This is a genomic window from Streptomyces sp. CA-250714 (assembly GCF_050936705.1).
Lineage (GTDB): Bacteria > Actinomycetota > Actinomycetes > Streptomycetales > Streptomycetaceae > Streptomyces.
The window spans coordinates 215,891-228,531 of the sequence record NZ_JBNJMI010000002.1; the positions used below are offsets into that span (position 1 = coordinate 215,891).

The following is a 12,641-nucleotide window of genomic DNA, read 5'->3' on the forward strand; positions in this document are numbered from 1 at the left end:
TCGGCGGTGGGAGGCGTTATGGCGACCGGCACCGCTTGGGCGGGGCCGGTCGTCGTGTTGTGCGGAGAAGAGCTGTCGGGCCGGGCGCGAGTGGCGCGGGGCGTTCGGGTGTCGGTGCATTGAGGTGTCCGCGAATTCCTCGGCCGACGTCGGGAGAGCCGAAGCCGTCCAGCCAGGGGGGGTCGAGGAGGCCGACCGGTGTTGCCGGTCGTTTGCCGGGGGCCTTGAGAGCTAAGTTCTCATGGGCCTGGCCTTCTCAGGTGAGCGCGGCGGCTGCCCGGGCGTTGACGATCGAGCCGTTGCTCCCGTGCCGGATGCCATAGCGGGTTGGCTGGGTGAGGGCGATTGTGGCGGTGTCGTGCGCGGCTGCTGCTTGTTTCATCTGGTGGTGGTGTCGACGCGCATGCGCACCTGAAGCCTGTTGCAGAAGGCTGTGGTCGGGCATTTCCCTTGCATGGGTCGAGCCGATCTAGGGGGAGGCGTTCACTGGGCCTCGGGTCGATCAGTCCGGGCGGCTGCTGAGTGCGGTGCGGAAACGGGGCGGCGGGGGTTGCGGGTGGCGACGTCCGTGACGGCTGCTGCTGGCTGGGCGGGTGCTGCTGGTGGCCGTCTACTACCGCCCGAACCTCACCAAGTGGCAGCTCGCCCCGCTGTTCAGTACATCGCCAGCCGCCGTGTGCCGAGGATACACCCGCTGGGGCCGCTGCTCGCGCTCGAGCCCGTTCGGGCCCCAGCCGACACCGCCGAGCGGCCGTCGATCGTGGACGGGTCCCTCGTCCCGGTGCTCGACCACACGGTGGGCGCCTCCTCCCGCAACTACCGGCTTTGCGAACGGGCAGGTCATCGTGGACCGGACACCCGCCTCGCGGTGGCGAGGGCCCGCCCCGTGCCCGGCACCACTGCGGATGCGACAGCATGGCGGGACCGAGCCTGGCCGGGCACCGCTGGGCGCCGCCGGGCTCGGCGACGGCGCCTATCAACACAGGCCTGATCGTCCCGCACCGCAAACGCCTCGGACGAACGCTGCTGAAAGGCGAGGAACAAGACAACGCTGCCCATCGCAAAGGTCCGTGCACGCGCGGAGCACTTCTTCGGCTGGATGAAGAACTACAAGATTCCGCGCGACTTACCGACAGCGCGGCGACGGCCTCCACCACACCGTCCAGGCCGTCGCCCCATGCACAACCTCGCCCTCACTGCATGACCAGACACGCCAACAGCCCGGTTAGGGCTGCGTGATCACAGCCTTCTGGAACCCGCTCTATGGCGCGTTTCGAAAGTGGGTCTCGGCGATGCGCGCGCTTTACTCCGGAGGTAATCGTCTCGGCTGGCCTGCGCTGGCTAGGTTGGTGATCTCGCCGCGTGAGCAGAAAGCGGGACCATACGGAGAGGTCGGTCATGTCAATAGCCTCACCTGCAAACACACGAACTGCCGTTGAGGAGCTGCTGCGCCGGATCGGTGAGGGCGACCCCGAGCGCATCGCTGAGCTCTATGCCGAGCAGGGCGATTGGAAGCTGAGCTGGCCGGAGGCCGAGCACGGTCGAACTGCCACGCCCTGGATCCGCCATCGCTCCTCCCGGGCCGACGCAGCCAGCCACTATCGCGAACTTGCCGAGCACCACGTGCCGGAGCAGGTGGGGACCGAGATCGAGCGCATCCTCATCGACGGAAACGACGCGGTCGTGCTCGGCGAGATTCGCCAGACCGCTCGCTCCACCGGACGTGCGTATCGAGCGCGTTTCGCTATGCATCTCACCTTCGAAGACGGCTTGGTCATCCGGCACCACATCTATGAGGACAGCCTCGCCGTTGCGCAGGCATTCGACGCCGAAGACAAGTGAAAGCCACCAAGGCAGGCATGAGGATGCTCGTCAACACCCACTCGTTGACGGCTTCGACGACGGGCGTTGCCTCGCAGCCAGCGGCGAGTTCCTCGTACGACGCGACCGCCCAGTCTCTCGAGGCGGTTGATGCCACACTGCCACGTGATGCTCCCGGTAGTCGGAGCTGTCGGACTTCGGCGGACGACCGCCTGGGGTGCCGAGCTTCCCGCGGTGCGGGACGGCGACCCCGACCGCTTCGTCTCATCTCGGCGTCGCTCAACGACACGAAGGTGTCGATCAGCACGCAGCCTCAGGGGGCTGCGTGCGGCGCAGCTCGACAGCGCCACCATAGGGACACCGGCCGAGCGGGAGGGAGGGGGACGCCGGTAGCTGTGGTCCCCCCATCCCCCGGCACACCCGCCGACGAGCGGACCGCGTCCCGCTGCTGCCCGCTCAGCCCGGCCCCGTCGGGCCCCAGCTGTCACGGACGGTCCTGCCGCAGGCCAGCCGGACCAGGTCCGCGGCGAGCCCCATCGATACGGTATGGAGGTACTTCTGCCCCCACAGGCAGGAGCAGACCGTGACGGAAGATCCGACGTTGATTTCGAAGTCGGCGGCGGTGTTGCGCCGTAGCCGCGCACCCGACCCGTGCTCCTCGTACTGCCGCGTGTACTGCTCAGCCCGCCGTGGTGATCCCGGAACAGGTTGCGAGCCCTCGCCAACCCACACACCCGCCAGTTCCTCCACCCGAGGCACGCGCCACGAACGCGGGAGCGGCGTAACAACGTCGGAAGCCTCCACCGCCACCATCGACACCGACAGACCGACCGGTCGGTCAATCACGCCCTATTCGATGTGGCTGACGGCGGCGGAGAAGTGTCACTGGAGGAGTAGAACCGACGCCGTCCCGTACGCGACGAGTACCTCGACGGCGGGCGGGAACTGCTGACTCGCCAGGACCCGAATGCGGCCCGGCACCTGGCTGATGGCCGCACCACCGCACACCAAGCCCCGTACGCATCGAGCCGACCTCCTGCGGTGCCCCGGGAAGCGCCCGATCCGAGCGGCGCCTCCCGGGCACCGGGTGATCGTCCCAGCGGCAGGTTCCGAGGGCTCGCTCGCCGACAAGCCAGCTCTCATCACCGGAGGCGGCAACGCAACTCTTCGACGACGCCCTCCCGGCCACCGGCCGAGCCCCAAGCTCATAATCCTCCGACGCGTCGTTTCTTCCGCTGAACCCCCTCAGGCACGCATGGGGGCGGAGCGCTCTGCGCACCAGATCCGCGCCTGCGGACGGTTCAGCTGCCAGGCCGCGACCAGAAGGCTGCCGCACGACACACCTATCATTGCCACGTTGCCCCACCAACCGGCATCGCCGTACTGGTCGTTGTCGCTCATGAAGACGGTGAGCACGAGCATGCCCCCGGCGCCGAGGCCGATGATGCCCATGAGCTGCGTCAGGAACGCGTGCACGCGCGGGTGGCCGCCTTGCCAGACCGCCCGTAGGAACAGTGCGGCGACCACCCCCACCGCGAGCAGGCCCGCGATCTGCTTCCCCAGCTCCCCAGCATCGGCTTTCACGATGCCGCAGACGACGATGAAGGCCCAGTACGCGCTCGACAGCCACACACCCACGGTGACCGACCGCGGCCTGGTCATCGACACGGACGCATCGACGCCGTATGTGCCTGCCTGCATCTGCTCGTTCATGCCTTGCCGATCCCCCGTGATGTGAGTCGTGAACAGCGGAAAAATGCGCGCCGGCAAGGGTAGGTCGTCCGCTCCGACGAGTCACCCGCCCCTCCCCCGGCACAGGGCCGGGGTCCCTGAGGGCCACTGCTGTGGTGGCTGTCGTGTCGGCGAGGCTGTTCAACTCAGCGCGCGTTGAGGGATCTCCGTCCGGCTTGGGACATCGAGGGCTTTCCCTCCAGGAGAGGTCACGGACTGCCCGCGGACGCATACGACGACTGGCCGACGCCTGGTGCTGCAGCAGGGGCGGTTGAATGTGCGGATCACGTTGATGGTCATGTACGTGAGTGCCGACGTCGTTTCGATACGGGAGGGGAGTCACTCGCGCTCCGGCCGCCGCCGACGTGACGGCTCCTGAGGGGGATCGGATCGGAAACGGCCGAAGCGGCAACGGGCCGATCCGATCTTCGTTCCCGTTCGGGCGGTAGCCCCGAGTCCCGAGGAATGCCGGGTCTGCCTGAAAACCAGGCCTGCCGTTAGGCCCGTTCGCGGCCGAGCCGACGGCCCGCGCAGCCAGCCCGATTGCGCAGTGCTGTGGGACTCGGTGCGGGCGACCCGCTGCTACGCCGCGCCCGGCAACCGACCGAGCGCGAGGCGCGGGAGAGCTGCGGTATGTCACGGAGGCCAAGGCCAGGGGACGTGCGCGGCAAGCCGGTCCTCGATCTGGCCTCCGGCACCGGCTTCTTCAGCGGGGAGTTCATGCGGCGCGGCGCCGCGGAGGTGCTCGGAGTCGACATCTCCGGTGAGAGGGTCGCTGCACAGGGCGTTGGAGGAGCGCGAGCCGCTCGGTGTGCGCGACAAGGTGGGCGATGTGGCCGAAAGCGGCGCTTCGACGTTGCGGTCCAGCTGCTCAACTACGCAGAGGTCGTTGCCACCATAGAGCGGGATCACGGCGCTGCTCGACCCGCCGATCTCGTTCGTCACGACCCACCCGCGCCGTGGGGTCTACGAAAGGTGTCTGCGGGCGGCCGGATGCAGCGAGTTGACCTGAGCTCCTTGGAGGTGTCCGACGCCGATGTACGCAGGTTCGGTGCGGGCTTCTGAAGATGCTGCGCTGCCGCGGCCGACCACCGACCGTGCGCCCGGTGGGCCGACTCCCCTGGCCGAGAACTTTCCTCGGAGCGGCCATGAATGTTCAGTGTTCGATCAGGATTGGCTGGCGCTCGGCAATGATTCAGAGATCAGCTCAGGAAGGCTTGGAGGCGGGTTTACGTTCCTTTCGTGAACTTTGGTCCAGTACCGGATGAGGTCGTCCACGCAGAGCGGATGATGCCCATTATCCCGGTTTCCGGCACAACGCCCTCCGCCCGGCGTTCCTTCCTCCGTACCGCGCTCGCCGGCACCGCGGCCTTCGGCACCGGTCTCGCCGTCAGCGGTCGCCCCGCGGCTGCCGTATCCCCCACTGCTGCTCCGCGCACGCGGCCCGCAACCGCCGGGGAGGCACTGCGGGAGCTGGCGGCGGGCAACAGGCGCTGGCGTACCTATCACCAGCAGCATCCCGACGAGACGCCCGCCGTCCGGCAGATACTGACGGTCAGCCAGCACCCGTTCGCCCTCGTACTCGGCTGCATCGACTCCCGGGTGCCGCCGGAACTCGTCTTCGACCAGGGCCTCGGCGACCTGATGACCGTACGCAGCGCGGGCCAGGTCCTCGACGAGGCCGTTCTCGGCAGCCTTGTGTACGGCGTGCTCGAACTGGGCATCCCGCTGCTGGTGGTACTCGGCCACCAGTCATGCGGGGCTGTGAAGGCCGCGGTCCGGGCGGACGAGTCGGGCGAGGAGCTTCCCGCCCACATCCAGTACGTGGCCGACCAGATCAGTCCGGCCATCGACCACGGCAAGGAGGGCGATGCGCGCGTCGCCGCGACGATCGACGCCAACGTACGGCTCGTCCGCTCGCGGCTCGCGGTGGAGCCGGATCTCGCCGCCGCGGTGAACTCGGGGTCACTGGCCGTCGTCGGCGCCCGCTACGAGCTGACGACCCAGCGGGTACATCGGGTTAGTTGAACCAGGCCGGAGGGAGGGCGACCACCGGAGTCGCCTCCGGGTTTCGGGGCACTGCTGCACGCAGGCTCGCAATCGTCCCGCTGCCGGAATCTTGTGCCGGTCAGCCGCCCGCCACAGCGGGCCGGTTGGCCGAGATGCGACCGCCGCGTCTTGGGCGATTTCGCTAGCAGGACCCCGAGGGCGCCCCTGGGAGCCTGCACTGGTGACTGCTGGTCGGGGTATCTGGGTATGCCGACCGCCTTCTGGGGGTGCGGGCGAGATGACCGACGGCGCACGGAGCGGGCCTCCGGCCGACACCAGCGCGTTCCTGCTCCTGCTCACCGTGACGGAAGGCGTCGGCGTCGTGCTGATGGGAGCGTTCATCCCGAGCCGCATCCGGAATCTCCCCGTTGGACCACGGTCTGGCGCCGCGGGGCCCCCTCATCAGGCTCGCCGTCGCAGCAGATCTGGCTGGCGTCCTCCGGCGGCGGCGCCCACCACACCATGCCCGACCCGCCGGCTGATCGAGGCGTCAGGGACGGTGGCTTTCCTTCCGCGCTGCGCAGGCACGCAAGGCACAGGGCGAGGACTCCTTGTCAGCGACGACCCGCTCCCGGTCTGCGACGAGACCGGCCACCGGCCAGCCCTGGCCGGGAGATGCGAACGCTGCCGGTCACGGCTTCGGCCTGCTGGCGGGCCCAACTGCTCTCCGACGACGATCGACGCTCCGCGGAAATTACCTACCATGGTGGCCGGAAAGAGCGGAGACTCGCCTCATGGCTGATATGGGGTCGTTCCGGGAGGCGGTCACCGCGTGGGCTGCCGGTGGCCGCGGCGAGCCCGCACGCGAGCTGGCCGCGCGGCTGTCCGTTCGGGCAGCCGTCCTGCTCGAAGGACCGAGCGACGTCGCAGCCGTCAACGCGCTGGCCGCGAGTCGCGGTCGGGACCTGGCGGCCGAAGGAGTATGTGTCCTGCCGATAGGCGGTGCGATGAGCGTCGGGCGTTTCACCCACCTCCTCGGTCCACCCGGGCTGGGCCTCCGCCTCACGGGACTGTGCGACGAGGCGGAGCGTCGCTACTACGCCCGCGGCTGGGAGCGGGCCAGCGCGGCACAGCAAGAGTTCTTCGTCTGCGCGGCGGACCTGGAAGACGAGCTCATCCGCGCTCTGGGCGTTACACGGGTGGAGGAACTCGTCCGGGCGGAGGGCGATCTCCGGTCCCTACAGATCTTCCTGCGCCAGCCCGCGCAGCAGGGGCGTAGTTCACAGCAGCAGCTGCGGCGCTTCCTCGGCACGAAGAAGGGCCGCAAGATCCGCTACGGGCGCGTCCTCGTCGAGGCCCTCGACCCCGACCGCGTACCCGCCCCACTCGACGGCCTGCTCGCCAGCCTCTGACCGCTGGGTGACGTCAACCCGGTGTCGGGCGAGACGCCGGACAGCGGAGGAACGGCGAAGCGAGCTGCCGCATGGTGAGCTCCGTCCGGTTGTAGGCGGCCACCGGGAGGACTCGTTCGGCCAGGGGCAGTTGCTGCGGGAGGCCGTCTCCAGCTTTCACGGCCGCATCCCCGGACTGCCCCCTCCGCAGACGGTGCCGCGAGCTCACACGTGCAGGTCCGCCTGACGGAGAACGTGAGGCGCAGATACGTGCCCGTCGCGCAGGACCGACGCTTCTACGAGCACGGCGATATCGGCAGCCAGCGAGTGGTCGGCACCTTCTTCCGCCAGCCAACGGGCTGCGGCCACCGTGCCGTAGGTGGACCAACCGCCGATGAGTACGACGCGTCTGCTTCGGTTGAGGGGGTTCGGGGCTCTGACGACATAGCCGCAGTCCCTGGTGACCTCACCGTCTGCGGCTTCTCCCCGATAGGCGGTGCCGTCCCAAGTGATCTCTCCCCCGCCCAGCCGGAAGGGAAGCGACTCCGTCATGGCGGCCAGGAGGCGGCGAGCGACCTCGTTGTTCTTCGATCCGCCGAGAACGAGCAGGTCGTGCTCCATCTCATGGCCCGGCAGATGGGCGGACAATCGGACCTTCTCCAGGTCGAGTTCTCGGTAGGCGTGAGTGAGAGAGGGGATCAATAGGGACAGGGCCCGGATCTGGCCCAGACCGGCCACGGGGCGCTGGTATCGGCCCGTATCCACGTGTGCGGTGTCGAGGACGACAGAGAGCTCACTCGCCCCCGTATACCGCCACGTTCGGCGCGCGGGGAGCCGCCTGACGAACAACCAACGCGCCAGCCCGGCGATGCTGGTGAGCAGCGCGGCAACCACTGCGCTGAGAACCTGCGAGCCGACAGCTTCCGCAATGCTGTCCATGCCCTTCGCCCCCTCCATTCCCCGCAGACCCTAGCGCCCCATATGGAATGGTCGGCTCGTCGATAGACCGCGTGCCACGGTCGCGCGGTCGGTCGACGGCCGCGTCCATGCTGGACGGGGTGGAGTTGCGCGAGCGGTTTCGGACGGTGCGCCGTGTCCGCCTACCACCTGCGGGCTCACAGCCCGCTGGGCATCTGCCACAGCCACCACGACCGGTACCGGATGGCAGGCCAGGTCGATGACGCCGCCTTGCTACGACGCCGGCTACGCCACTACCTGCTATCCCGCCGACGGCGCTTCCCCGCACCAGGCGGAAGAAGCCAATACCAAGCGGGACTCGCCTACCTACGGGCCGAACTCCCATTTCTCTTGGCCACCTCTCAAGTCCTCGACGTACCTTCCGCAGTGGTCTGCTACCACACCGTCGTGCCGGTGCTCCGCGAGCTCTACAACCCATGCCTTCCGCCACCCGGCCCCGGGGGTACCTCACGGTCCGTCCTCAGCCCCAAGCAGGGCTCCTGGCCCGGGCGAGCAGTTGCCGTGGGGTGTGGGTCATTGCGGCGGGCGCGGCTGAACAGCGCAGGTGCCGCTCATTGCAGGTCTGTCTGCACCGAACCGCGCCGGAAGGCTGCGCCCCACTCAGGTGGCCGGACGGGTTGAACCGATCCGTGCCCGACTCCGTAGTCCGCACCAAGACGTTCCCCAGGCACACAGGCGAACGGTCGAATGACAGAAGCCCGATGTGGGCCTCCCTGCACACGGCCATCGCTGGAAGGAGAACGAGAAGATGGTGGACGCCCCTCCCCCTGATTCCGACGACTCTGGTTCCGACTCTGATTCCGAAACGATCAGACCGGATCGGAGCAGCACAGACACAATCAGGGCGGCGGACCTCGGTCGCCGCCCGACTCCCCCACAGTCCCCGGGCTGGAACCGGTAGACAGAAATACGGCCTCCCAGCCGAATCCGCAGTCGACTTCCGCGCCCGCCGCCGACGAATCATCGCAGCCATCCATCGCCGAGGCCGCGAAGCGCTTCGACCCGCTGGCCGAGGACAGCTTCATGCACCCGCGGAAACCTCCCCCGGTGCCCGGGACGTCCAGTAGTAGACCTCAGAAATTGACCGGACCTCAGCCGCAGCAGGAGTCGTCAAAGCCGAAGCGCAAAAGGTGAGCTTCTCCTTGTTCCTGCCCCGTTGGGACGGAGCCGCTGCCGATTGACGCCATCCGATTCGGGCTGCACCGCGATCTGCGGGAAGATCCGCCAGGGTTTTCGGACAGGGTGCGGCTGCGCTCGATAGGTGCCTGGGCCTGAGCCAATGCGCAGTGACCGTGCACCGGGTCGTGGGGCAGCTCGCCGTTGCCCGGGGTTTCCCAGAGGCCGGTGCCCGCGCCCGGCCTGGTAGGACTTCACGTGGGGCGCCGAGGCGATCGATCAGTGTGACGGCGACGCCCCCGGTGTCCGGCGGACCTTGCGTACCCGGTATCGGGGGCTGCGCTTGCCCACCCTGCGCCCTGGGGTACCCCTGCTCGAAGAGCTTGGGGGAGTAGCCGCAGACCGCGAGCGTCGGGCGGGGCACCGGCCAACCGGAACAATAGAGAGGGCCGGCCAAGACCCGCCGGACACCCCCCTAAGCGTCGGCCCGCTGCGCGCTGGCCTCCTGGGGCTCCTCCCCCTGGTCCAGTTGCTGCGGTTCGCGGTCGTCCTCCGCCAGCAGCTCGTCGTAGACCTTGTCCGCGCGGGCCCGCAGTGCCCGGATCCGGGCGACGGTGTCGACGTCGACCGGTTCGGCGGGCAGGACCGGGATGTTCCACTGTTGGGCGGTGACGACCAGACTGTCGGCCACCTCGACCTGATGGGCCAGCAGTGCGGTGGGGAAGAGGCTCGCGCGCAGGGTCGTCTCGCGTCCCAGCAGACCTCGGTAGGTGATCTCCGAGGCGACGTCGACCGTGTCCAGGCGCTGCCCGGAGGCCCGTTCCAGAGAGGCCAGCACGACGGAGCCCAGACCCTCGACGACCTTGGTCACCGCCCACTTGCGTCCTGGCAACGGCGGCAGGACGTCACGTATCCGGTCCACCTCATGATCCAGACCCTCGGTGCTCATCGCGGCGAAGGCGTTGTGCAGCCGCAGGCTGACGACCTTCTTCCAGGGGATGTCCTCCCCGTCGAACCCCACCGACTCCGGCCCGAAACTGAGCGCGCCCAGGCTCCTCAGGGGACGCAGCGCCTTGGCGGTGAGAGCGGGCACCTTCGGGTGTTGGGAGACGAGCGCACCCAGGGAGAACTCCCAGGGCTCTTCGGCCGGAGCGGCCGGCGCCGGCAGCGCGCGTACCGCCTTGAGCACCCACTCACCGGAGTTGACCGCACCGTTCCGCCGGGCCTCGGCACCTCGGTCCGTCAGTTCGCGGCCCCGCATGGCCGCCGAGGCGGCAACGTTGCTCACCGAGTCACCGATGCCGCGGACCCTGTCCCGAATACCCATGTTTTATCCCCCGATCCCGTTCGGTCCTCCTGAAATCGCATACGCGCCGCCCGCCCACCCCGATGGGGGCAGCCTGGGCGGAGCCCACGCGCGCCCAAGACTAAATGTTGCGGGGCAGGACGTTGCTGCCACCCGGTGTGAGAGCAATGGATTGGCAACAGCCAGAGAAGTCGAGGACACCGCGTCCACCGCGCGGCCAAAAGATCCGAAATCGCGCAGAGCATCATCACACCACCGCCCCCCATCACTCACTCGCTACCGGGTCTGGCGTACCCCGCGGCGCCAGACGTCGGCGATGCAGCCCGTCACGGCGATGCACACGGTGGGGTCGCCTTCGACCAGCACCAGGTCGGCGCGGAGACCGGGGGGCGATGCGGCCGCGGTCGGTGAGGCCGAAGTGGTGTGCGGGGGAACGCTGGTTGCGGCGACGAGCGCCTCCTCGGTGCTGAGCCCGGCCTCGGTGAACAGTTGGAGCTCGCGGTGCAGACCGGTGCCGTGGGCGGGTACGAACGGGGTGGCGTCGGTCCCGGCGAGCAGGGGGGCGCCGGCCCCTGGCGCAGGGCCCGCAGGGCGTGTACGGCGTTGACGGAGCTGCCGGGGCAAGCACAGTCGCTGCCGGAACGGGCACAGTCGGCGGTCCAGAGGTGTTGAGCGGTGATCGCCTCGAAGTAGGCGAGTGTGGTCGCGACGAACACGCCCTGGTCGCAGCCCCGTTCGGCCAGTTGCTGCGAGGCCGAGGCGTCGTTCGGGGCGAGATCGCACCACACGTTGGCGAGACCGTCGACACCGGCATCGAGTGCGATCTTCACCTCGGGCGCGGTGAGCGCATGGGCGATGACCCGTAGCCCGGCGTCGTGTGCCGCCGCGGTGAGGGCGGTGGCGATGGCGGGCGTCATGACCGGGAGGTCGGCGCCGTGCACCGTACCGTCATCGATGACGATCTTGAGGTAGTCGGCTCCCTCGGCCAGCCGGGCCTGGACGAAGGCCGGTGCCTGCGCGGGGTCGGTGACGAAGTCGATCTCGGTTTGTCGAGGTCACCGAAGACCGGGGGTCGGTCAGGGCGGCCAGCAGCTGGACCGGGTGCCCGCCGGGTGCGGTCGCCAGGGTGCCCGCGCTGCGGAGATCGGCCACGTCGTCGTTCTCGGAGGCCAATCGCCGCTGTTGATACAGCAGTTGGGGGAGGCAGAACATGTCCAGTTCGGTGGTGACCCCGTGCCGCAGTGCCCGGGCGAGGCTGCCGTCGAACACATGCGTATGGGCGTCGATCAGTGCAGGCAGAAGTGTCTTGCTCGTCCCGTCGATCTCGACGTCGGCCAGGTGAACCGCCGCACCGGTGCCGACCGCGGCGAGCAGTCGCCCTCGACCGTTACATCGGCCGCCGCGATGGTCTGCTCGCCGTCGAACACGCTGACGTCACCGACTCCGAGGACGCGATGCAGGAAGTGTGGCCGGCCTGGTCCGCCCGGCGTCGGAAGCCGGACGCCGAGCCGGTCGAGAACGCCCGGGCCTACCTGGTCCGCGTCGCGGTGAACCAGGCGCTCGCCCGCCACACGGACCTGAGCCGCAGGCAGGAGACCTAAGACGGGCCCTTGGCTGCCGGAACCCCTGGTCATCCCTGGGGACAACGTCACCGGCGCCGCCGAGCGCACCGAATCGCTGTCGATGGCGATGCTCGTGGTGCTGGAAACCCTGTCCCCGCTGGAACGGGCGGTGTTCGTACTGCACGAGGTGTTCGGGTTCGGCCATCCGGAGATCGCGGACATCCTCGGCCGCTCGTCGGCGGCGGTTCGCCGGCTCGCGGCCCGCGCGCGCCGCCACGTCCATGCGCGCCGCCCCCGTCACCGGATCGAGCCGGACATCCACGCCCAGGTCACCGAGCGGTTCGCCGCGGCAGCCCTCGGCGGCGATCTACAGGCCCTGCTCGCGGTACTGGCACCGGATGTGACCTTGTGGACCGACGGCGGCGGAAAGGGACCGGCCACCAGCCTGCGCCCCGTGCACGGCCGCGACCAGGTGACTGCGCCGTTCATGGCGGTCGCCGCGCAACTGCCAGCAGCTGGGCTGAACTTCCGCTACCGGCGGATGTCCGGCGACCCTTGCGCTCTCCTCTTCTCCGGTGACAGCCCAGTCGCCGTGATCATTGTGGATCTGGCCCCTGCCGGCGATCAGATCGCACGCATCTACTCAGTCACCAATCCAGACAAACTCCCCGGGGTGCCCCGCTGAACACTGCGCCTGGCGTTAAGAGTCCGTCCCCGACAGCAGCCAGCACTCACTCGGCGAGTTTG

Annotated in this window: 13 protein-coding genes and 1 pseudogene; 7 read left to right on the top strand and 7 right to left on the bottom strand. The window is 68.9% G+C overall.

Annotated features, from left to right (window positions below; translation table 11 throughout):
• Positions 1–256: 256 nt before the first annotated feature.
• Positions 257–382, bottom strand: a complete 126-nt coding sequence (locus ACQEU8_RS19820; protein WP_433102881.1) for a hypothetical protein — start codon at positions 380–382, stop codon at positions 257–259.
• A 94-nt stretch (positions 383–476) separates the two neighbouring features.
• On the opposite strand from ACQEU8_RS19820, the pseudogene ACQEU8_RS19825 reads away from it, so the two are divergent.
• Both ACQEU8_RS19825 and ACQEU8_RS19830 read left to right on the top strand, forming a co-directional pair.
• Positions 477–1,204 (top strand): annotated as a pseudogene (locus tag ACQEU8_RS19825) (transposase family protein); the annotation flags it as partial.
• A 194-nt stretch (positions 1,205–1,398) separates the two neighbouring features.
• Entirely contained in the window at positions 1,399–1,842 is a 444-nt protein-coding gene (locus ACQEU8_RS19830) for a nuclear transport factor 2 family protein (protein ID WP_433102883.1), read from the top strand.
• A gap of 435 nt (positions 1,843–2,277) precedes the next feature.
• Here the strand turns inward: ACQEU8_RS19830 and ACQEU8_RS19835 are convergent, their stop codons facing one another.
• The 3 genes from ACQEU8_RS19835 to ACQEU8_RS19845 form a co-directional block, all read right to left on the bottom strand.
• Positions 2,278–2,667 carry a hypothetical protein gene (locus tag ACQEU8_RS19835; RefSeq protein ID WP_433102885.1) on the bottom strand — a complete coding sequence of 130 codons (390 nt, stop codon included), beginning with the start codon at positions 2,665–2,667 and terminating at the stop codon, positions 2,278–2,280.
• A 399-nt stretch (positions 2,668–3,066) separates the two neighbouring features.
• Positions 3,067–3,534: a hypothetical protein gene (locus ACQEU8_RS19840; RefSeq protein WP_433102887.1), complete on the bottom strand. Its 468-nt coding sequence runs from the start codon at positions 3,532–3,534 to the stop codon at positions 3,067–3,069.
• Positions 3,535–4,188: 654 nt separating this feature from the next.
• Complete coding sequence (locus ACQEU8_RS19845; RefSeq protein WP_433102889.1) at positions 4,189–4,497, bottom strand: hypothetical protein; 309 nt, start codon at positions 4,495–4,497, stop codon at positions 4,189–4,191.
• 342 nt (positions 4,498–4,839) lie between these two features.
• Here ACQEU8_RS19845 and ACQEU8_RS19850 point away from each other — a divergent pair, with 342 nt between their 5' ends.
• Positions 4,840–5,580 carry a carbonic anhydrase gene (locus ACQEU8_RS19850; RefSeq protein ID WP_433108582.1) on the top strand — a complete coding sequence of 247 codons (741 nt, stop codon included), beginning with the start codon at positions 4,840–4,842 and terminating at the stop codon, positions 5,578–5,580.
• A gap of 755 nt (positions 5,581–6,335) precedes the next feature.
• The gene (locus ACQEU8_RS19855) at positions 6,336–6,953 is read left to right on the top strand and encodes a TOPRIM nucleotidyl transferase/hydrolase domain-containing protein (protein ID WP_433102891.1); all 618 of its coding nucleotides are present in this window, start codon (positions 6,336–6,338) and stop codon (positions 6,951–6,953) included.
• 204 nt (positions 6,954–7,157) lie between these two features.
• Here the strand turns inward: ACQEU8_RS19855 and ACQEU8_RS19860 are convergent, their stop codons facing one another.
• Positions 7,158–7,871: a hypothetical protein gene (locus tag ACQEU8_RS19860; RefSeq protein ID WP_433102893.1), complete on the bottom strand. Its 714-nt coding sequence runs from the start codon at positions 7,869–7,871 to the stop codon at positions 7,158–7,160.
• Between the two features lie 222 nt (positions 7,872–8,093).
• On the opposite strand from ACQEU8_RS19860, the gene ACQEU8_RS19865 reads away from it, so the two are divergent.
• Positions 8,094–8,531 (top strand): tRNA-dependent cyclodipeptide synthase, encoded by a 438-nt coding sequence (locus ACQEU8_RS19865; protein WP_433108584.1) that lies wholly within the window; start codon positions 8,094–8,096, stop codon positions 8,529–8,531.
• A gap of 970 nt (positions 8,532–9,501) precedes the next feature.
• On the opposite strand, the gene ACQEU8_RS19870 is transcribed toward ACQEU8_RS19865, so the two are convergent.
• Both ACQEU8_RS19870 and ACQEU8_RS19875 read right to left on the bottom strand, forming a co-directional pair.
• Positions 9,502–10,353 (bottom strand): hypothetical protein, encoded by an 852-nt coding sequence (locus tag ACQEU8_RS19870; RefSeq protein WP_433102895.1) that lies wholly within the window; start codon positions 10,351–10,353, stop codon positions 9,502–9,504.
• A gap of 255 nt (positions 10,354–10,608) precedes the next feature.
• Complete coding sequence (locus ACQEU8_RS19875) at positions 10,609–10,956, bottom strand: hypothetical protein (protein WP_433102897.1); 348 nt, start codon at positions 10,954–10,956, stop codon at positions 10,609–10,611.
• 830 nt (positions 10,957–11,786) lie between these two features.
• Here ACQEU8_RS19875 and ACQEU8_RS19880 point away from each other — a divergent pair.
• Both ACQEU8_RS19880 and ACQEU8_RS19885 read left to right on the top strand, forming a co-directional pair.
• A complete protein-coding gene (locus tag ACQEU8_RS19880; protein ID WP_433102899.1) occupies positions 11,787–11,933 on the top strand; it encodes a hypothetical protein in 147 nt (48 codons plus the stop codon).
• Between the two features lie 82 nt (positions 11,934–12,015).
• Positions 12,016–12,579, top strand: coding sequence for a sigma factor-like helix-turn-helix DNA-binding protein (locus ACQEU8_RS19885; RefSeq protein WP_433102900.1), 564 nt, complete (start codon positions 12,016–12,018; stop codon positions 12,577–12,579).
• The last annotated feature ends 62 nt before the right edge of the window (positions 12,580–12,641 follow it).